Source organism: Photobacterium aquimaris (assembly GCF_002954455.1).
GTDB classification, from domain to species: Bacteria; Pseudomonadota; Gammaproteobacteria; order Enterobacterales; family Vibrionaceae; genus Photobacterium; species Photobacterium aquimaris.
This window is the reverse complement of sequence record NZ_MSCC01000002.1, coordinates 23,290-44,752: the sequence shown is the minus strand read 5'-3', so window position 1 is coordinate 44,752 and position 21,463 is coordinate 23,290. Positions and strand designations below refer to the sequence as shown.

At 38.9% G+C, this 21,463-nt stretch carries 19 protein-coding genes; 13 read left to right on the top strand and 6 right to left on the bottom strand.

The annotated features are described in order from the left end of the window. Positions 1-234: 234 nt before the first annotated feature. The gene (locus BTN98_RS11255; protein WP_060999958.1) at positions 235-1,113 is read right to left on the bottom strand and encodes a phospholipase A; all 879 of its coding nucleotides are present in this window, start codon (positions 1,111-1,113) and stop codon (positions 235-237) included. Between the two features lie 166 nt (positions 1,114-1,279). Next, positions 1,280-2,323 carry an alkene reductase gene (locus BTN98_RS11250; RefSeq protein WP_060999957.1) on the bottom strand — a complete coding sequence of 348 codons (1,044 nt, stop codon included), beginning with the start codon at positions 2,321-2,323 and terminating at the stop codon, positions 1,280-1,282. 124 nt (positions 2,324-2,447) lie between these two features. On the opposite strand from BTN98_RS11250, the gene BTN98_RS11245 reads away from it, so the two are divergent. Further along, positions 2,448-3,026 (top strand): TetR/AcrR family transcriptional regulator, encoded by a 579-nt coding sequence (locus BTN98_RS11245; RefSeq protein ID WP_060999955.1) that lies wholly within the window; start codon positions 2,448-2,450, stop codon positions 3,024-3,026. 95 nt (positions 3,027-3,121) lie between these two features. On the opposite strand, the gene BTN98_RS11240 is transcribed toward BTN98_RS11245, so the two are convergent. Both BTN98_RS11240 and BTN98_RS11235 read right to left on the bottom strand, forming a co-directional pair. Next, positions 3,122-6,160 carry an efflux RND transporter permease subunit gene (locus BTN98_RS11240; RefSeq protein WP_060999953.1) on the bottom strand — a complete coding sequence of 1,013 codons (3,039 nt, stop codon included), beginning with the start codon at positions 6,158-6,160 and terminating at the stop codon, positions 3,122-3,124. A 5-nt stretch (positions 6,161-6,165) separates the two neighbouring features. Then, a complete protein-coding gene (locus tag BTN98_RS11235) occupies positions 6,166-7,275 on the bottom strand; it encodes an efflux RND transporter periplasmic adaptor subunit (RefSeq protein ID WP_060999989.1) in 1,110 nt (369 codons plus the stop codon). A gap of 202 nt (positions 7,276-7,477) precedes the next feature. On the opposite strand from BTN98_RS11235, the gene BTN98_RS11230 reads away from it, so the two are divergent. Together BTN98_RS11230 and BTN98_RS11225 are read left to right on the top strand one after the other, a co-directional pair. After that, on the top strand, positions 7,478-8,080 hold the full coding sequence (locus BTN98_RS11230; protein ID WP_060999951.1) for a TetR/AcrR family transcriptional regulator: 603 nt from the start codon (positions 7,478-7,480) through the stop codon (positions 8,078-8,080). 167 nt (positions 8,081-8,247) lie between these two features. Then, a complete protein-coding gene (locus BTN98_RS11225) occupies positions 8,248-8,658 on the top strand; it encodes a YgiW/YdeI family stress tolerance OB fold protein (protein WP_060999950.1) in 411 nt (136 codons plus the stop codon). 55 nt (positions 8,659-8,713) lie between these two features. On the opposite strand, the gene yidA is transcribed toward BTN98_RS11225, so the two are convergent. Next, positions 8,714-9,523, bottom strand: a complete 810-nt coding sequence (yidA, locus tag BTN98_RS11220; RefSeq protein WP_060999948.1) for a sugar-phosphatase — start codon at positions 9,521-9,523, stop codon at positions 8,714-8,716. Between the two features lie 274 nt (positions 9,524-9,797). Here yidA and BTN98_RS11215 point away from each other — a divergent pair, with 274 nt between their 5' ends. The 8 genes from BTN98_RS11215 (at position 9,798) to BTN98_RS11180 (ending at position 18,540) form a co-directional block, all read left to right on the top strand. Further along, entirely contained in the window at positions 9,798-10,769 is a 972-nt protein-coding gene (locus tag BTN98_RS11215) for an ABC transporter substrate-binding protein (protein ID WP_412779404.1), read from the top strand. A 17-nt stretch (positions 10,770-10,786) separates the two neighbouring features. Then, entirely contained in the window at positions 10,787-11,683 is an 897-nt protein-coding gene (locus BTN98_RS11210; protein WP_060999943.1) for an ABC transporter permease, read from the top strand. Beyond that, positions 11,680-12,891: a quaternary amine ABC transporter ATP-binding protein gene (locus BTN98_RS11205; RefSeq protein ID WP_060999941.1), complete on the top strand. Its 1,212-nt coding sequence runs from the start codon at positions 11,680-11,682 to the stop codon at positions 12,889-12,891. The genes BTN98_RS11210 and BTN98_RS11205 overlap by 4 nt, the downstream gene beginning before the upstream one ends. Positions 12,892-13,058: 167 nt before the next feature. Further along, a complete protein-coding gene (locus tag BTN98_RS11200; protein WP_060999939.1) occupies positions 13,059-14,057 on the top strand; it encodes a glycine betaine ABC transporter substrate-binding protein in 999 nt (332 codons plus the stop codon). A 259-nt stretch (positions 14,058-14,316) separates the two neighbouring features. After that, a complete protein-coding gene (locus tag BTN98_RS11195) occupies positions 14,317-15,045 on the top strand; it encodes a response regulator (RefSeq protein WP_060999938.1) in 729 nt (242 codons plus the stop codon). A gap of 77 nt (positions 15,046-15,122) precedes the next feature. Then, on the top strand, positions 15,123-16,574 hold the full coding sequence (locus tag BTN98_RS11190) for an ATP-binding protein (RefSeq protein WP_060999936.1): 1,452 nt from the start codon (positions 15,123-15,125) through the stop codon (positions 16,572-16,574). A gap of 13 nt (positions 16,575-16,587) precedes the next feature. After that, complete coding sequence (locus BTN98_RS11185; protein WP_060999934.1) at positions 16,588-17,844, top strand: ABC transporter substrate-binding protein; 1,257 nt, start codon at positions 16,588-16,590, stop codon at positions 17,842-17,844. A gap of 33 nt (positions 17,845-17,877) precedes the next feature. Continuing rightward, a complete protein-coding gene (locus tag BTN98_RS11180; RefSeq protein WP_060999987.1) occupies positions 17,878-18,540 on the top strand; it encodes an alpha/beta hydrolase in 663 nt (220 codons plus the stop codon). A gap of 66 nt (positions 18,541-18,606) precedes the next feature. Here the strand turns inward: BTN98_RS11180 and BTN98_RS11175 are convergent, their stop codons facing one another. Then, on the bottom strand, positions 18,607-19,971 hold the full coding sequence (locus BTN98_RS11175) for an MATE family efflux transporter (protein WP_060999932.1): 1,365 nt from the start codon (positions 19,969-19,971) through the stop codon (positions 18,607-18,609). A gap of 103 nt (positions 19,972-20,074) precedes the next feature. On the opposite strand from BTN98_RS11175, the gene BTN98_RS11170 reads away from it, so the two are divergent. Together BTN98_RS11170 and BTN98_RS11165 are read left to right on the top strand one after the other, a co-directional pair. Continuing rightward, positions 20,075-20,959 (top strand): LysR family transcriptional regulator, encoded by an 885-nt coding sequence (locus BTN98_RS11170; RefSeq protein WP_060999986.1) that lies wholly within the window; start codon positions 20,075-20,077, stop codon positions 20,957-20,959. Positions 20,960-21,111: 152 nt separating this feature from the next. After that, positions 21,112-21,444, top strand: a complete 333-nt coding sequence (locus BTN98_RS11165; RefSeq protein WP_060999931.1) for a hypothetical protein — start codon at positions 21,112-21,114, stop codon at positions 21,442-21,444. Positions 21,445-21,463 lie beyond the last annotated feature (19 nt).

Sequence of the window (21,463 nt, the reverse complement as noted above, 5' to 3'; positions counted from 1 at the left end):
AATATTTATAAGTAGGGTTTATTCCCCGTTTTATTATATAGCTATTAAGAACATATAATATTCGAACAGTAAAGACATTATTATTTAATGTATTGATAAGAATGTTTTGACTACTATATTTAATTAAACATTGTAATGAAGATATTACAAATAATGGGACGTTTATCTCTAGTTATTTTGTGCATGCTGCTTATATGCAATTAATACTAGAGATAAGTATATTAGGTTATTTTATTAAAATGAAAAGCCAATACCACCGGCATTATCATAATGATTATAATCTGAAATAGAAATACCATAACCGCTTTCAAACATTAAATAGCCGCGTAAACGTTTATAAATTGGGAAATTTAGAGTGACTTTTTCGTAACCACGAGAGAAACCACTTTCTAATGCATTTCTAACGGTAAAGCTGATCATTGTTTTACCATCAATATTCCAATTCATACTGATGCGACCATAACCAAGGTAGTTATTGATATCTTTGTTATAGTCTTTTGCACCAAAATCCAGTCGTGCCCAAGGTTTAATGCTGAAGGTTAAGTTTTCTTTTTTGAACGTCATGTCAACAAATGCACGATTCCAGCTGCGTTCTTGCTCACCACCACGACCATTAGACTGATGCACTAAACCTAATGTACTACCGGTGTAGTGAAAATCATTGCTGTATATAGTCTTGGTTGGAAATGTCCAAAAAACAGATGGCTCATATTCGGTGTCTCTAAAGAAAGCTGATGATGCATAAGCTTGCCAATTTGAACGCTGAGTATAGGCAAAATAGAGTTGGTCATTATCATATAAAATACCTGATAATAAACGATATTTTAAGCTGATTTGGAAGTTGACATTATACTTACTTAATTTGCCATCTTCAGGTACAACAGATTGATATTCTTTGTAATTTGGAGATTGAGTATAATAAAAAGGTAGAACAAAGTTATCTTTGTATTGCTCTAGCAGTAATGCATTATCGCTACTGTAATTTAGAGCGTTATTTACCGATGTTGGCGTTGAGTTATCAGCGTACGCATGAGAAGCATAACCGCTGGTAGCGATAAATAAACTCACTAAAAGTAGGTTGGAATTATATTGTTTCTGCTTGATATTCTTCATTATTATCTATCATTATTATTTTAGCTCTTATTATCATAAGAGCTAAACAAGGCTTTTGTCTATCGATACAAATGCAAACAATGATTTTTCGTTATTTATATCTGAATTGTTAAAATAACTAAAATAAACGCCTTAATAATTTGATATTAAGGCGTAAAATAAAGGATTAAATTAATTGGGCAAGCATGGTATCGTCATAAGCAACCAATGTTTGTTTGGTTTTTACTTTACTAACGTAATCAGGGTTAGCAATTAAAGGACGCCCAATTGCCAGTAAATCAAATTTCCCTGCTTCGATAGCTTCACTGCCTGCTTGAGGGCTATAACAACCAACACCAATTAAAGTACCTTGATAATGGCTACGCATATACTGTGATGCGCTACCGTCTAGATACTCAAAGTTCATGCTGTCATCGAAAATACCCACATGCAGATACGCTAAACAACGTTTTTCAACTTCTGGTAATAAATAATCAAACACTGCTCGATCGCGTGCATCGCCTTCAAGGTTAAAATAACCGCCTGGTGATAAACGTAATCCAGTACGATCTCGACCAATGCGCTGGCTAATTGCATCAATAACAGCAAGTGGGAAGCGAGCCATGTTTTCAGCTGTACCACCAAATTCATCATCACGTTCGTTAGTGCTGAAATGTAGAAATTGATCGATCAAATAACCATTTGCGCCATGAATTTCTACACCATCAAAACCAGCATCAATGGCGTTAGCTGCTGCCTGACTAAAATCAGCAACAAGTTGTTCTATTTCTGCTTTTGTTGCAGGTTTTGGCATCGTATAAGTAAGCTCTCGCATTCTTGGTAACGTACCTTCAAGTGCGATAGCAGAAGGTGCGAGTACATATTCACCACCAAAAAAGAATGGGTGAGCAACGCGACCTGTATGCCATAGCTGAGCAAAAATTTTGCCGCCATTTTGGTGTACAGCATCAGTGACTTTACGCCAGCCATCAATTTGTTGTGGTGTAAATAAGCCAGGGGTATGCGGATAACCTTGGCCGTCAGCACGTATTAAGACAGCTTCTGTGATAATCAGTCCAGTTTCAGCACGGCGTGCATAATAATCAACCATTGCTTGGGTTGGAGTTAAATCATCATTCGCCATACAACGTGTTAATGGTGCCATAACGATACGATTGTTTAACGTTAGCGTGTCATTGAGTTTAAAAGGATGAAATAGGGTATCAAGCATGATTGTTGCCTCTAATTTGAATGCTCATTCAAGTTAGACGTATTTGAACAATCATTCAAGAGTTTTTTGAATGATTGTTCAAATTTAAGTAAACTAAGCCTAATAAAAGTAAATGAGAGTTATTATGCGTAGTGCTGAATTTGATCGCGACCGAGTATTACGATCGGCAATGGATGTTTTTATAACTAAAGGTTATACCAACACCAGTATGCAAGATTTAAAACAAGCGACAGGGCTTCATCCCGGTTCAATTTATTGCGCGTTTACCAATAAACGCGGGCTGTTATTAGCTGCATTAGCGCATTATCGTGATCAACGTTCAGCACAATTTATTGCTTTATTTTCTCAATCAGAGTCGGTAATTACTGCGCTCAAGACGTATCTTGAACAGGTTGTCGATGAGTGTGAGCGCGAACAGATTAAAGATTGTCTGTTACAAAAATCCTTAAGTGAACTAGCACAACAAGATATTGAAGTGGCAGATGTTATTAGCCAGATGTTAAGGCAATGGCAGCAAACATTGGCAGATCAAATCGTATTAGCACAACAAGCGAATGAAATTAACTCTCAACGTGATAGCCAACAGTTAGCAGAGTTTTTAGTGATGGGGATTTATGGTCTACGTACTTTTTCTCATACACGGCCTGAACCCGGTGTATTACGACGTTTAGCAGCAGATCTTATGGATTACCTGCAACAATAGTAGTGAGAGCTATGACTGCTAAAAAAATGCGGCATAAAAAAGGGAGTCAACATCAATGATGTTACTCCCTTTTTGTTTATTAGTTATGCTGGTGGTTACTCTACTTTAACGCGGAACAGTACCGCATAGAGCAAAGGGATCACGACTAGCGTTAGAATGGTTGCAAACAACAAACCAAACATAATCGTTACTGCCATACTTTTGAAGAATGGATCAATCAGTAACGGCGCAACACCTAAAATTGTCGTAAAGGCACCAAGTAATACTGGTCGAGCACGACTAAGTGCTGAGTCAATAATTGCTTGATACGGTGTTTTACCTTCTGCTATTTCAACATCGGTTTGGTCTACTAATACAATCGCATTTTTAACCATCATTCCGATCAAACTTAAGAAACCAAGAATCGCCATAAACTCAAACGGGGTTTGGAATATCACCAAGCCGACAGTAACACCCACTAATGCTAGTGGTACCGTAAGCCAAATCACTAATGGTTGACGCATGGCGTTAAACATGAAGATCACTGCTAAAATCATTGCTGCAAAGCCGTAAGGGGCTGAGATAGCAAGACCTACGTTAGCGTCTTTCGATGCTTTATACTCTCCATACCATGTTAATTCATAACCTGGTGGCAATTCAATCGCTTCAACTTTACCGCGTAGATCATTAAATGCATCTGCTGTGAAAACCCCCGGCGCAGGATCAGCTTGAACCAAAATCGTTGGAATACGGTTGATACGACGTAAGATTGCATCTTCCCAGCCAACATTTACCGATTCAATTAATTGGCTAACCGGAATTAAACCATTCACCATACGGCTGTAAACGTCAGTGTTTTCAATCGCACGTTCATGAGTACGCTCGTTATCTGGCGCACGCACTACGATAGGGATCAAATTATTACCTTCACGGTAAACACCAATGTTACGACCGGTCAATGTTTGTGCAATAGCTTGGCTAATTTCTTGATTGGTCAAGCCAAAACGTTGCGCTTTCTCTGCTGAATATACCGGTTTGATCACGGGTACTTGCTGACGCCAATCATCTTGTACTGCGATTAAGTTTGGATCACTTAGCATGATAGCTTTAGCTTGTTCCGCAAGTGAACGTAATATTTTGCTATCAGGACCTTTAAAGCCGGCTTCGATTTTCTTACCGCCACCGCGACCAAGCATAAACTTCCATACTTTGATTGAAGCTTCTGGGTATTTTTTATCAAGCTCGGTTTGAAGCTCGACCAATAATGGTGCAATGTTACGGTAATCATCAATATCGATCAGTAATTGACCATAACTTGGATTACGTGCTTCAGGTGCATAGGTCAGCATAAAGCGTAAACCGCCACCACCGATGAAGCTGGAAATATTACTGATACCTGGCTTTTGCTTAACGTCTTGTTCGATGTCTGCCACAACCGCTTCAGTATTTTTGATATCAGTGCCTTGTGGTAAGTACACGTCAACTACAAATTGTGCGCGTTGTGATTCAGGCATAAAGCCCGGTGGAACAAATTTAACGCCCCAAACAGCACCTAATAGTGTAGCAACTAATAGTAAACCCGTAGTCTTACGATGAATAAGCACCCACGTTAACAAGCCTTTATAGCTGTTGACAACTTTACTTGGTTTTTCATCACCTGATTTCAGTTTTACTTTTAGGAACTGATGACACAGTAACGGCGTAACAGTGACCGCAAACAGCCAGCTTAATAGCATTGAGTAAAGAATTACCCAGAATAATGAACCTGCGTATTCACCCATATCTGATGGTGAAAGGCCGATAGCACTAAATGCACAAATACCAACAACGGTACCACCTAACAATGGCCATTTAGTTGCATTTACCACTTCAGGTATTACAACTTCACGATCTTCATTATTTTGTAGGCGGACTAAAATACCGTCAGTAACCACTATTGCGTTATCTACGAGCATTCCCAAAGCAATAATCAATGCACCTAAAGAGATACGTTGCATCGCAATATCATCAATTAACATGATGCAGAATGTGCCGGCGACGGTTAGCACTAACACAAAACCGATAATGATCCCAGAACGAAGACCCATGAACAGTAGTAATACAATAAATACGATCACTACAGCTGCAATAAGGTTATCGATGAAATTCGTCACCGAGTCACGTACTGAGTCTGATTGCATCGAAATAACATTCAGTTCCATACCCAGTGGACGTTGACTTTCTAACTTGGCAATACGGGCTTTAACCGCATCACCCATATCAACCACGTTACCGCCAGTAACATTAGAAATACCAAAACCAATCGCACGTTCGCCGTTGTAGCGCATTAACATTGAAGCGGGTTCTTGATAACCACGTGTTACATTTGCAATGTCTTTTAAATGTAAAACCGTATGATTTTCACCAATCCCCACTTGTAGATTGCGTAAGTCATTAAATGAGTTTACATCAGGCGCAGGAATAACCGGAATACGCATGCCATTAGAGGTTAAACTTCCCGCGACATTAACAATATTCTGCTTTTGTAAAACCGATAGTACATTATCAACTGACAATCCAAATTTGGCTAAACGCTCACTAGTAAATTCAACAAAAATAGTTTCTTGTTGTTCTGCTAATGTTGCTGTTTTAGCAACGCCAGGGACCAAAACCAGTTCACGGCGGAGGCTATCTACATAGTCAGATAGCTGTTTATCAGTAAAACCGTCACCAGTAACGGCAAAAAACAACGCATACACATCTGAGAAGTCATCGTTAACAATTGATGGGCCAGCACCAGGAGGTAATTGACGCTGTGCATCACTTATTTTACGACGTAACTTATCCCATACTTGCTGTAGATCAGCTTGGCTTTTCGCAAATTCAAGTTTGATTTCAACTGTAACTTCAGACATACCTTGCTTTGAAACTGATTTAACTTCTTTCAGTTCCTGCAATGACTGCACGGCGCCTTCAATAATATCGGTGACTTCATCTGATACTTCTTGTGCAGTTGCACCAGCATAAGGTGTGATTATCACCGCCTGACGGATCACAAACTCCGGATCTTCAAAGCGACCCAGCTTTAGATAGCTGATGTAGCCACCAATTAGAATGAGGGCAATCATTACCCACACACTGGTGCGCTTAGCTATAGTATAGCGAGCGATATCCATTACTTTTATGCTCCGTCTTGGGTGTTATCAGTGTATGGACGAATTTCCATACCCGTTTTAAGTTTTGATACACCTGCAATAACAATGCGTTCACCTGATTTGAGGCCTGATGGCACCGTAATACAATTTTTGTTGATGGTGCCGACTTTAATGTAGCGTTTCTCGACAATGTTGTTTTCACCAACAATCCATACAAATTGTTTGTTTTGATTATCAGGAACAACAGCGGTTAACGGTACGATTAGTGGGTTGTTTTTATTATCGACATAGTCTTCAGGGCACAACTCAACACTTGGGGTTACCCTTACTGGCATTCCCGGCAAAATATTGAGCCCTTTAGAATCATCAAGACCTAAAACAATTGAGAATGTTTGCGTAATAGGATCTGCTTGGGTTGAGTAAGTACGTAAACTCAACGGTAATAAATGCCCCGGAATTGTTGTGATTTCAGCATTAGCTTTTTTACATTTCAAACCACTTAACATTACTGTGTCTGGAATATTAACCACCACCTCTAGATCATCGAGGTTATGTAATGTCAGTACTGATGTATTCGCCTGAATTTGAACGTGATTATCAATCAATTTACGACCAATAATGCCATCAAATGGCGCTTTTAATTGAGTGTAAGTGAGTTGGTTTTTGGCTTCTTCTAGGCGATTCTGAGCCAAGTTATAACGGGTCATTAATTCATCAAGATCACTTTTTGCAATAGCTTGTGAGCTTTCATAAATTGACTTACCACGTAAATAATCTTTTTTAGTGTTATTTAATTCAAGTTGCGCTGCTGCAAATGCTGTTTGCGCATCTTTAGGATCTAGTTTTGCAAGCAGTTGGCCTTTGTGGACCTCATCACCTTCATTAACAAAAATATGGCTTACGCGACCACTCACGTGAAATGATAAATCAGCACGCTGAGCTGAGCGAATTACGCCATTAAAACTTAAACTACTGTCTGCTTTTGGCATCACAACTTGAGTAAGAGCTGGGCTAATGATAGGCGCGGCGACCGTTTCTTCTTTTTTACTGTCACACCCCGACAACATCACTACCGCTAAAGATAAACTAACTGCCATGGTCAGTTTATTAATTGTTAACGATGCCACATTGGACATTGCTGAATGAGTTTTCACCGTGTTCTCCACTATCATTAGGTTGATGGTTAACCACATTAACTATCAAAAAGGTAAACTAAGTGTGCATTCTAGTGGTAAAAAATCATTTGTAAACTATGGAGTGTACTTTTTTGGTGTGAATTGTTAGACTACGGTCATAAATCAAAGTAAAAACGTAATGATAATAAGGAACGAGAACAGGATGAAACAAACGGAACGTAAGCACCTAGCTATTATTGAAGCGGCAAAAGAAGAATTTATTACTCACGGTTTTTTAGCTGCCAATATGGACCGCATCTCAACCGAAGCGGGGGTTTCTAAGCGTACGTTATACCGTCACTTTGAAAGTAAAGAGGTGTTATTTGTTTCTGTACTCACCATTATTCAAGAATCTGTAGCAGAAAATGTGAAGTATGAATTTGATTCAACGATGACATTAACTGAGCAGTTAACGTTGATTACGCGTCGTGAGGCTGACATATTATATTCAACTTATGGTATTCCGCTGTCACGGACTATTGTGATGGAGTTTTTGCGTCAACCGGAGTTAGCGATAAATCTGATTAAAGATTTATACAGTACTAAAGCGGTGACAGATTGGTTTCAACAAGCGATTAGTGCTGGATGTTTAGTCAATAAAAACTTGATGGTCATGACCAATATTTATATCAGCTTATTTCAAGGGTTATTGTTCTGGCCGCAAGTGATGAATGTTTTACCTAATAGTGAAGGTCAGGTGTTAGAAGATCATATCGATACGATTGTTTCAGTGTTTCTGGCATCACATATGATTAAAGAAATATAACAATAAAAAATTTAACCATATGATTTTTATTATAAATAAAATAAAGAACACTGTATTGTTGCAGTTGGTTTTTTAGAGACTATAATTGTTAGCCCGATATGCACTTATTTGTTATTAAATAAGCGATGTTTTAACCTTAATCAATTGTTTTTTGGAATCATAGGCCAATGAAGAAATTACTTGCTGTTTCTGTTTTAACGCTTTCATCAATGTCTGTTATGGCCGCACCACAGTCAACTCAAGGTGGATTTAATGGTCCAACAGAGGCTGCGCCACTTGTTCAACCACAAGGTGGTTTTAATGGACCAAGCGTTGTTCCTGTATTAACTACAGTAAAAGCAGCATCTCATGCTGATGATAATGCAGCAGTAGAGCTTACTGGCCACATTATATCTTCAATTGGTAAAGAAGATTATATGTTTAAAGATGTGACTGGCGAGATTAAAGTAGAAATTGATAATAAAGATTGGCGCGGTGTGACAGTAACACCAACTACTAAAGTTATTCTTCGTGGTGAAGTAGATAAAGATTGGACAGTTCGTACTGTTGATGTTGATACAGTTACTATTGCTAAATAATTAATAGTAATCATAAAAAAAAGCCAGCAACGCTGGCTTTTTTTGTTTTAGTGCATTAAGCATTAAGAATGAATTTTTCGATAACTTGAGCTACACCACTATTATTATTAGTGTCAGTAACATAGTTGGCAATCACTTTTGTTTCTTCAGTTGCATTTCCCATCGCAACGCCTAAACCTGCAAATTCGATCATGTGGTGATCATTGCCAGCATCACCCATCGCAATAACTTCATCTTGTTTGATATTTAAGAAATCAGCTAACGCTTTAACACCAACACCTTTATTACTATTCGTGTGCATAAACTCAAGGAAGAATGGTGCACTTCTTACAATCGTATATTGTTGGTATAGAGCAGGGGATAATTGTGCAATGGCTGCTTCAAGACGTTCAGCATCATCAATAATCATGACTTTCATGATTTCTTCGTTGTCATCAAGCTCGGAAAAATCAGCTAACGTAATTGTTAAGCCATTAATTTTAGCTTCATGATCGGTGTAATAATTATGCGCAGGTGTAATAAGTCCCTGACGACGAGAGAATGCATGAACATGAACACCAAGATCGTGAGCAATTGCTGCAATTGCTTTTGCATCACGGCCAATTAAGGTTTGGCTTCTAACGATTTCTTTACTAGCCACGCGTTGTACTAAAGAGGCGTTATAAGACAGCACAAAATCATTATCACTATCCATATTAAGTTCTTTTAACGCCCATTCCATGCCTTCAATAGGGCGTCCAGAAGCCAATACAACACATACGCCTTGTGCACGAGCAGCTGCGATAGCTTGTTTATTAAGATCTGAAATAGCACCGTCTGAATTAAGTAATGTACCGTCCATATCAAGTGCAACTAATTTATACATTGTTATTGTCCACTACTAATAAAATACAAGCGTAATGATAAGCAAAATTAGCATTAAAAACGATAAAAAGTGGTATTTATATTTAGCAATAAAAATGAATAACAACGATCGGTAATCAACGAAATTAGCCATTATTTACAGTTCATTTGTAAATGGTTTGTTGCATATTTTTGTGTTACGACAGTTATTTGGTTAGACTGATTGGTGTTGTGTATGTTTAATTGTAAATAAAGGGAAGTTATTTATGCGTAAGTTAGCTATAGCATCACTATTTATGGCGAGTTTTTCAGCGCAGGCGGATGCTGGTAAAGAATGTGGCAAAGTCACGATTGCTGATATGAATTGGAATTCAGCAACCTTAATTGCCAACGTTGACAGTTTTATTCTCCAGCATGGTTACGGCTGTGATACAGAACTGGTACCGGGTGACACGATGCCGACAGGAACATCAATGATCGAAAAAGGAGAGCCAGATATTGCGCCTGAAATGTGGAGTAATTCACTTAAAGTTGCGCTCGATCGTGGTGTTAAAGAAGGCCGTTTACAATTTACAGGGCCAACATTCTCTGATGGCGGTGAGGAAGGGTTTTGGGTACCTGAATATATGGTAGAAAAAACACCTGAATTGGCCACAATTGCAGGCATTAAGAAACATGCCAAACTATTTACCCATCCAGAAGATCCTGATCAATCCGCATTTTATGGCTGTCCTGCCGGTTGGAATTGCCAGATCTCTGCGGGTAATTTATTTAAAGCACTTGATTTAGCAAAATTCGGATTTGATTTAATTGATCCAGGTTCTGGTGCAGGTTTATCTGGCTCAATCGCTAAAGCTTATGAACGTCAGCAACCGTGGTTTGGCTATTACTGGGCACCAACGGCAGTATTAGGTAAATATAAAATGGTGAAGGTTGATTTTGGTTCAGGGGTTAATGCGAAATACTTTTCATCATGTATTACAAGCACTGAATGTACAGATCCTAAAGTAACCATGTATCCACCATCAGCGGTTGATACGGTTATCACAACCTCATTTGCTGATCGTTCAAGTGCCGCGGTTAAATACCTTGCTGCACGTTCATTTACGAATGCTGAAATGAATGGATTATTAGCATGGATGGAAGATAACCAAGCCGATGGTGAAGCCGTCATGGTTGAGTTTTTAACCAATCATGAAGCGATTTGGACACAATGGGTCTCAGTTGACGTGGCGACAAAAGTCAAAGGCGCATTACAAGATTTATAAGTAACTGGATGATACTTATGTCAAATGATTCATGGATAACAGAATTTCCTCAACTTGAACGTGCGCAGCTAGTTGAAATAAGGAAAACCCTAGATGGAAGTTATCGCGCATTTTCTCGTGAGTACGGCGATACCATTGAGAGCTTTTTTGATCCATTACTGGCTTTTTTAATTTGGTTTGAAAAATTGTTGCTAGCAACACCATGGTGGTTAGTTATTGCGGTATTAGCCGCGATAGCTTATATGGCGAGTCGTTCTTGGAAGTTATCACTGGGAGTTGTGATTTCTTTTGTTCTGATTGGTATTTTTGGTATGTGGGATAATACCATGCGTACCATGAGTATTATTTTAGTCTCGACCTTGGTCGCAATTGGCATCGGAATACCTACTGGTATCGCAATGGCAAGATCCGATCGTATTCAGCGTATTGTGACGCCATTGCTTGATGTAATGCAAACCATGCCTGCGTTTGTGTATTTAATTCCAGTAGTGATGCTACTGGGTATAGGTAAAATTCCAGGTGTAATAGCCGTTGTTATTTATGCCGTTCCACCTGTTATTCGTTTAACTAATTTAGGGATTCGTTTAGTCGATGAAGAAGTACTAGAAGCTGCTACTGCCTATGGTGCAAGTCCAATGCAACGTTTGTTTGGCGTGCAAATACCTTTAGCAATGCCCAACATTATGGCGGGTATTAACCAAACTATTATGATGGCACTAGCGATGGTAGTGATTGCATCAATGATTGGTGTTAAAGGGTTAGGTCAACCAGTACTTAAATCGATTACTAATCAATATTTTACATTGGGTTTGCTAAATGGATTAGCTATTGTGGCATTAGCGATTATTTTTGACCGTATCTCTCAAAGTTATGCTCAACGAAGTCAGCAGCATCTAGGAGGGGCACCTAAATGAGTCATCAACAAAATAGTGCACCACTAATTCAAGTTAAAAATCTGTATAAGATCTTTGGTCCTAAAGATAAGCAAGTACTTACTAAAGTTAAAGCGGGGCAGTCAAAAGATACTATTTTGGCTGAAACCGGTCATACCGTCGGGCTTAGTGACATTAATCTAAATATTTATGCCGGTGAAATCTTTGTCATTATGGGGCTGTCAGGATCGGGAAAATCAACATTAATACGTCACTTTAATCGGTTAATTGAACCGACAGAAGGCAGTATTATTATTGAAGATACCGATGTAATGACTCTAAATGCTAGCCAATTACAAGATTTTCGACGTCATAAAATGTCGATGGTTTTTCAACGCTTTGGTTTAATGCCGCATCGGACAGTATTACAAAATGTCGGTTATGGTTTATCTGTTCAAGGGGCGAAACCAGCTCAGTGGCAACAACAAGCGCAACAATGGTTAACCACCGTCGGGCTAACAGGATATGAGCAAAGTTATCCTGCTAATCTATCGGGGGGACAACAGCAACGGGTTGGGCTTGCTCGCGCGTTATGTACTAATGCTGAAGTATTATTAATGGATGAGGCTTTTTCTGCATTAGACCCATTAATTCGCAGTGAAATGCAAGATCAGCTGATTGAATTGCAAGAGAAACTCCATAAAACGATTATCTTTATTACCCATGATCTTGATGAAGCATTGCGACTCGGTGATCGGATTGCGATTTTACGAGATGGTAAATTGATTCAACAAGGTAAGCCGGTTGATATTCTACTTAATCCTGCTGATGATTATGTCGAAGCATTTGTTAAAGATGTTAATCGTGCTCGTGCATTAACTGTTGCAACCGTCATGAAGCCGCAAGGGGTAAGAATATCAGCCGAGACCATTGGTGAAGCAGTAGCTGAAATGCGTAATGCTAAAGATGATTATGGTTACTTTATTGATGATGATGGTTATCAAGGGGTTATTACCCAACAAACCCTCGAAGATATAAATGAAGCTGATTATAACAAAGCCATTGATCAATCGATGTTAGAAACAGTGCCTGCGATAACAACTGATGCGTTACTTGAAACCGTGATTCCAGAAACACTAGATAGCGACCACCCTTTGCCAGTGATTAATGAAGCTGGCGATGTGACAGGGCGATTATCGCGTTCAACACTGGCTGAGGCATTAAGTGATCAAGCAGTGCCACGACAATAAGATGATGTAATGCATCGATTTGTAGGATGATAAAACATAAACACTCTCTCCATTATGGTTGAGAGTGTTTTTTTGTTTGTGGTTTATTTTTTGGTATTTGATATTACGGTTGTTTAAAATAGAAGTAATAACTTGCGCTTGATGTGCAGCAAGAAAAGGAGGGCATAATGCTAAAGCAACTGACAGTGTTGATCGTATTGTTTGCACTAACATATAAAGTGCAGGCAACAGAATGCGGTAAGGTCACTATTGCTGATATGGATTGGAATTCAGCGACGTTTGTTGCAAATGTCGACAGTTTTATTTTACAACATGGATTTGGTTGTGAGACAGAACTGGTACCAAGTGAAACTATTGTTGCGGCTAAATCTATTCTTTTACAAGGTAAGCCCGATATTATCCCTGAAATGTGGCGTAACGCCTTAAAGGGCGGGCTTGAGTATGGTATTGAACAAGATAAAATTAAATTTGTTGGCAAGGTATTATATGAAGGCGGCTTAGAAGGCTTTTGGGTACCTGCTTATATGGTAGAAAAAGAGCCATCATTGGCGACAATGGCTGGTGTTAAGCAACACAGTTATTTATTTAAGCGTCCAGATTTGGGAAATACGCAGCCCTTTTTTAGTTGTGCGCCTGGTTGGCGTTGCCAAAATGCAGTCACCAACTTATTTAAAGCCCTTGATCTTAAACAAGCAGGTTTTGAAGTTACACCAACAGATGAAATAACCGGATTATCGGGCTCTATCGCTCATGCTTATGCAAAAAAATTACCTTGGATTGGTTATTATTGGTCGCCAACAGCTGTATTGGGTAATTATAAAATGGTGCGGGTTGAGTTTAATGCAGGTGTTAATCGTGAGTATTTTCAAGAATGTATTGAAAAAAAATACTGCAAAAATCCACGAGTAACGATGTTTCCTTCACGTGCTGTTGATACCATTGTAACCCTCAAGTTTTCTCAACGCGCACCTGCTGTAATGATGTACCTATCATCCCGTAGTTTTACAAACCAAGACATGAACAATTTAATGGCGTGGAAAGTCAATCATAATGCAGACGGTAAACAAACAATGGTGGAATTTCTGACGCATTATGAAAGCATATGGACACAATGGGTATCGCCGCCTGTTGCAAATAAGATACGCAGTGCTCTCACTAATTTATAATGCTATTTTTTGTCACTATTAATAGCGTAATTTGCTAGTAAGGTAACGATTTTGTCATCAAAATAACGCCATTTACTGACTTTTATGGTTGTTGGTGGTCAAATGTTGTATTGCAATGAACGATAAGTCAGATGAATATGTGTCTAATGGCACAAAATTAGCCAACGTTATGTTCAATTAATAAGGTTGTAGCTATAAAAATGCAAACATTTATGTTTAAAAATAATAATAAGATATGTACCAGTGAAGGATGAATAACATGGGGGTAACCAAGACAGTACTCGTTGTCGATGACGATCAAGAGATCCGTGAGTTATTGGACGAGTATTTAACTAAAAACGGCTTTGAAGTTATAACTGCTGCGGAAGGTGAAGAGATGAAACGCCGATTAGCGGCTGGTTATCCCGATCTGATTTTATTAGATGTTATGATGCCAGGAGATGATGGTTTTACACTTTGCCAGCATATTCGTAAAAGCTCAAATGTGCCGATTATCATGTTAACAGCAGTTTCAGATGAAATGGATCAGATCATTGGTCTAGAAATTGGTGCTGATGATTATATCGCTAAGCCGTTTAGTCCTCGTCAGTTATTAGCGCGTATTAAAGCCTTATTAAGACGAATAAAACCAACCGAAAGTCAGTCATTACCAGCAGAAGCTAAATTTATTCGATTTTCTAATTGGCGACTTGATACTACTACCCATTGCTTATTTGATCTTGAAACCAAGCAAGATTTTGAATTGACTGGGGGGGATTACTCGTTGCTGATGCTGTTTTTATCGCGTCCACAAGAGATATTAGATCGCGATACGATTTCTTACGCAACGCGAGGGCGTGATACGTTACCTTCAGAGCGTGGAATTGATGTTGCTTTAAGTCGACTGCGACAACGATTAGGCGATAAAGGTCGTACTCAGCGCTTAATCAAAACTAGTCGTGGTAATGGTTATATTTTCACGGCTGATGTGGTTTACGAAGACGCATAATATTCAAATAATGGCGTTGAATAAAGTGTGATTGCTTGTATGGGCGTCACACTTTTTTACTATATGGATAATAGTTAATGAATTGGAAAATGCTATACCCAAAGTCATTGGTTTCAAGGACATTGTGGTTAACATTATTAGCAGTATTTTTAGCACAAGTGATAGCAACTGCGATTTGGTATAGCCAATCGAAACAGCGAGATTTGGATGGATTGCAATCAACGTCGGCGAGTATGGCGACCATGTTTGCCTCAACGGTGACTTTTTTCCAATCATTACCAATGCAATATCGGCACATTGTATTAGATCAATTGCGTAATATGGGCGGTACTCGTTTTTTTGTATCTTTTAATGATGAAGAGATCCGTATTGAGCCGATTGCTAATTCAGAACAAAAACAGATGGCAGTGTCAGTATTTGAAAAAGTGCTCCATCAAAAATTACCGCGCTTACCAACCATCAAAGTTGAATTTTCTCGTCCTGAAACATTACATGTACTTAAAAATGACATTTTATTAAGCGATCTGCCGCGATCGTGGGTGCATAATACCTTAAGTTTAGAGCCTTTAAATCCACCGATTTTAGTGGTGCAGATTGAATTAGAAAAAAATCAATGGCTTTATATTGCAGCTCTGTTACCTGCTCCTTATATGAACTTAAAAGATGAAGTGATCACGCATCAGCAAATCATATTTTTAGTTTTTATCACCAGTTTATTATTGGTGTTTACTTATATTATGGTGCGTCGCCAAACCAAGCCTTTAAAACAGTTGGCAGATGCAGCTAATGCATTAAGTCTTGATATCTATCAACCGCCGCTTAAAGAACAAGGTGCGACAGAGTTAGTGATGGCAACTCAGGCTTTTAATCGAATGCAACTGCGGCTACGGCGTTATATTGAGGATCGCGAACAGCTATTTTCATCAATTTCCCATGATCTAAAAACACCGATTACACGCTTACGACTGCGGGTTGAGTTAATTGATGATGATAATAAGATTGATAAATTTAACCGTGATCTTGATGAATTAGAGATGATGGTTAAAGGGGCATTACAGTGTGTAAAAGATACTGATTTACATGAAAACATTGTGCCGATTGATTTGAATATATTATTAGCAAGTATTGCCGAACGACATAATCACCATGCAATTAAAGTAACATTGCCGACACTGACGATTGCACCAATGATGGGTAAAGAATTAGGTTTAAAACGCTGTTTAAGTAATTTAATTGATAACGGTGTTAAATATGGCCACAAAGTGACGGTAGCGGTGATAGACAAGCCCGATAAAATTATTTTGACGATCACCGATCAAGGCAAGGGAATTCCTGAATCGTCATTATCGGCGGTGTTTGAACCTTATTTCCGTCTCGCGACAGATGCTGATGGCCATGGTTTAGGCATGGGAATTGCGCGTAATATTATTCATGCTCATGGCGGCAAGTTAGTGATTAAAAATGGCCTTACACAAGGGCTAATTGTTGTGGTTGCCTTACCACGCGTACTGCCCGTGGCATTGACATAAATAAAGAGCCTATATGAAATTAAAATATCTTATATTGTCATCTGTTTTAGCTTGGTTACCAATGACATCGGCAATAGCTGCAGGTCAAGTTGAAGTGCTTCATTGGTGGACATCAAGTGGTGAAGCAAAGTCAGTTAAAATCCTTAAACATATGATGGAACAACAAGGCCATAGTTGGAAAGATTTTGCTGTCGCTGGTGGTGGTGGTGAAAGTGCAATGACAGTGTTAAAAATGCGTGCTGTTTCGGGCAATCCTCCGACTGCTGCGCAGCTTAAAGGCCATGATATTCAAGAGTGGGGACGACTTGGCTTTTTAACCTCACTCGATAGTGTCGCTCAACAAGAACATTGGGATAACGTATTGTCTCCCGTAGTGGCGAATATCATGAAATATAATGGCCATTACGTTGCAGTACCGATTAACGTACATCGGGTTAACTGGTTATGGGTCAATCCGAAAGTGTTAAAAGCGGTGGGGGTCAAAGTACCAACAACGTTAGCTGAATTTTTTATTGCGGCAGATAAAATCAAAGCCGCGGGGTTTGTTGTATTGGCCCATGGTGGGCAGCCTTGGCAAGATGCAACCTTATTTGAAAGTATTGCGCTAGCTGTATTAGGTTCTGCTGATTACCGTAAAGCGTTTGTTGATCTTGATATGACGGTGATCAATAGTGACAAAATGGTTAATGTTTTTCGTCAATTTAAACACATGAAGGCTTATATTGATCCTCAAGCTGAAGGACGGCATTGGAATGCTGCCACTGAAATGGTCATTGATGGTCAAGCTGCAATGCAGTTTATGGGAGATTGGGCGAAAGGAGAATTTGCTCAGGCTGGTCAACAACCGGGTAAAGATTATTTATGTGTGCCTGCACCTGGTACTCAGCATCAATTTACATTTAATATTGATAGTCTGGCTTTTTTTAAATTAAAGGGTACTGAGGCTGATAATATTGCGCAGTATGATTTGGCAAAAACATTATTGATGCCATCTTTTCAGCGAGTTTTTAATTTAAATAAAGGTTCGATTCCGGTTCGATTAGACATGGATATGTCAGCATTTGATCAATGTGCATTAGATTCGATGAAAGCGTTTAAACAAGCCTCATTATCGGGAGATTTAGTACCCAGTTTTTCGCAAAACTTAGCAACAACAGCTGATGTGCAATCTGCCATTGTTGATGTGGTGAGTGAATTTTTTAATCAAGCCGATTCGAATCCCACATTAGCGCCCTCTCGACTTGCACGGGCAATAAAATCAGCGATATAGTGAGTAAGGTTTATAAAGGATAAAAATATGAATATAACCTATTTACCTTGTGTTGAAGTAGAGCCAACAGTTAGCGCAACGGCGACGGTTATCTGGCTCCATGGCTTAGGCTCTAATGGCCATGACTTTGAAGCAATACTGCCACAATTACAGTTGCCTAGTGATATGCCGGTGCGATTTATTTTTCCTCATGCTGCGTCTATTCCTGTGACTATCAATGGTGGCGCAGCGATGCCGGCTTGGTATGATATTATTTCATTGGATGTGGCACGTAAGCTTAATGTCGATCAATTGATGCATTCTGCTCAACGTGTCATTGATCTTATTGAACGTGAAATCAGTCGCGGTATCGCATCAGATCGGATTATTTTGGCGGGATTTTCTCAAGGTGGCGCTGTGGTTTATCATGCGGCATTGTGTTATTCAAAACCATTGGCAGGGTTACTGGCATTATCAACCTATTTTCCAACCGCCAATGTGATTCAATATAGCGAGGCTAACCGTAATATTGATATTGAGATCATGCATGGTAGCTATGATCCAGTAGTGGTACCTAAACTTGGGGAAATGGCGCGCAATGATTTAATTGCGGCAGGATATCATCCTCAATGGCGTATGTATTCGATGGAACATCATGTGTGCTTGCCACAAATTAAAGATATTGCAACATGGATTACAGCCCAACTTAAGCTGTAGACTGACAATATTACAGCGGATAAGACATTCTTATCCGCAGTGTTGGTTGTAGGGCAAGCGAATACGCTAGATGGTGGCTGGTGGCATTGATGGCGTGACTTTGTTTCGCTGTTGTAAGTCATGCCATACCATCGGTAATACAAATAGGCTTAATAAGATGGTAGATAACGGCATTGATAACCAGACGCCATTAACACCGAGCCATTGCGGTAGGAAATATAAAAAAGGTAATTGTACTAGCATGTTACTTACCGAAATAACCAATGCTTTACCTGCTTTATCTACCGCCATAAAGTACACGGTTGCAAGGACAATTAAACCATCTAAAAACATCGCAAATAAGTGTAATTGAATACCACCAACGGCTTCTGTTGTAAGTGCTGCATTACCACTATTAAAGAATCCAATTAATGTGCGAGGGAAGCTATACAATAATGCAAACCAGGCAATGCCAGCAATAATAGTTACTTTTATTGCTAATTGTATTGTTTTATTTATATTTTGTGATTGTTTTGCGCCATAGTAATAACTCACTGGTGGCTGCATGCCTTCTGCGATCCCTTCGGCAACCAAATAATATAATGTCATCATATAGCCAACAATCGCAAAAGCACCAACGGTAAGTTCGGTCCCATATTTCATAAATTGGTAATTATGCAAAGCGACAACAAAACTAGCATAGAGATACATGATCAACACGGATGAACCAAGGCTAAGGATTTTCCAGCAATAATTAAATTGGATATTTTTGGTTGTTAAATGGATGGTCAGTGGCGAACGTGATGAATAAAAATAGATGATACCGCCAATGACAGTTACTGCTTGGGCAATAATGGTTGCGACTGCTGCCCCTTGTAATTGCCACTTAAAAATGCCAATAAACAGATAATCCAATACAATATTAGTTAATGCACCCGCAATTAATAATCCTGTAGCTATTTTAGGGCTGTCATCATTACGGATCAGCATCGGAATCGCACCTGCAAAAATAGTAACAAATGCAGCCCAACCAAAGCTTTGAACATATTGTAGTGCTAATGCTTTTATGGTGTGGTTAGCCCCCTGAATGGTTAATAATGTTTCGCCAAAATGAACGAACAACATTAATGCCATTACACTGACAGCAGCAATTAATAAAACAGCATGATTTAATGCGTGTTGTGCGTGTTGTGGGTTGTTTTCTCCTCGAGCAATTGAGATCAGTGTGCCGCCACCAATACCGATCATCAAACCTAAGCCTGATAACAAATAGGTAATTGGCCACGCCATATTAATCGCAGCTAATCCTTGATAACCCACATAGTGGCCGACAAAAATACCATCCACAATTTGATATAGTCCGGTTACCATCATTGCTGCAATTGATGGAATCGCATAACGCCAAAAATTTTGGCTAATAGTCAGTGTAGGCGGCGAGTGAGTCAATGACATAAAAAATCTCAATCTGTTGGGCGATATTAGTAGCGGTATTATCCTTGTTTATTGGATTGTTCAAAGATAATATCTATCTTATTTTCAGATAGTTTTAGCCATGATGGATTGGACATTAGATCAGCTTAATGCGTTTGTTATATCAGTAGAACAAGGTTCTTTTTCAGGTGCTGCACGCCGAATAGGTAAGGCACAATCACGTATCAGTACTGCAATCAGTAATCTTGAAGCGGATTTAGGCTTTGATCTATTTGACCGTAGCGCCCGTTTACCGGTACTAACTCAGGCGGGAGAGCAAATGTATGAAGAAGCGAAAGTTGTTTTAGCTCAATGTGATCGGTTGCAATCCCGAGCATTGACCTTAACTAAAGGCGAAGAAGTATCACTGACGATTGCAATGGATGAAGCAACCCCAACCACAGTATTTGAAGAATTTTTTGAACGGGTAGCAACGACTTTTCCATTACTAAAGCTAACGATTATCAGTGGTTCAAAAGATGATATTGCAAGTCAAGTTGATGATCTAACAGCTGATCTTGGAATTTTGTTTTTTAGTAAAACGTTGCCAAGTAGTTTAGAATTCACACCTATTTGTGAGTTTAATTCGTCACTTATTGTTGCTAAAAATCATCCATTAGCAACAATATCAGCCCCGACGATGCAGCAACTTAGCCAATATCGACAACTATTGATCTGTGATCGTATGGGTTATTACCATACCGATGCGCTTTCTGCTAACTATTGGCATATTGATAGCTATTATTCAATTACTGCGTTTGTACTGAGAAACATGGGCTGGGCGTTTGTGCCTGACCATGTATTTAATTATTCAATCTTTAAAGATGGGGTAGTGAGATTATCAATTGAAAATATTCCCACTTCACCGTGGATTGATATGGGGTTAGTTAAGCGGCGCGATCAAGGTAATGGCCCCGTTCTGCGTTGGATGTATCAAGAGCTTAAGACTATGTTTGCTCAGCATAATTAATAGCGGATAGTGTGGCTATGTAGTTAACGATAAAATATACCTATTAGTAATAACAAGGTATTTACTTGTCAATGACAAATATATCACTGTAATATGTCTGTGAAATTATTGTTGATTTCTGGCGCTGTTTGTTTGCTGTAAGTGAGGTTCATATGCGGTTTTCACAGAAGGTAGGTTTAACCTTAGGTGCTTCTTTGCTAATACTTACTATTTTGTTAATTATTGTTGCAGGAAGAACCTATAAAACCGAAGCAGTAGTCGGAAGAGTAGTAAATATTAACTCTGATTCTTTTTTATATGAAGGTAAATTTTATTTACAGGTTATGTCTGATCAAACAAATACAATGATCAATATTGATATTAAGGATGGTTTATATTGTCCAATTGGATCTCAAGTCGTATTTGTACAAAAAACATGCTTGCTATTTGGCGATGATGCCTATGAGTTTATTTCGTGTGATTTTTCATATTTACCATCGTATTAGTTATTAAGTTTAGTACTCA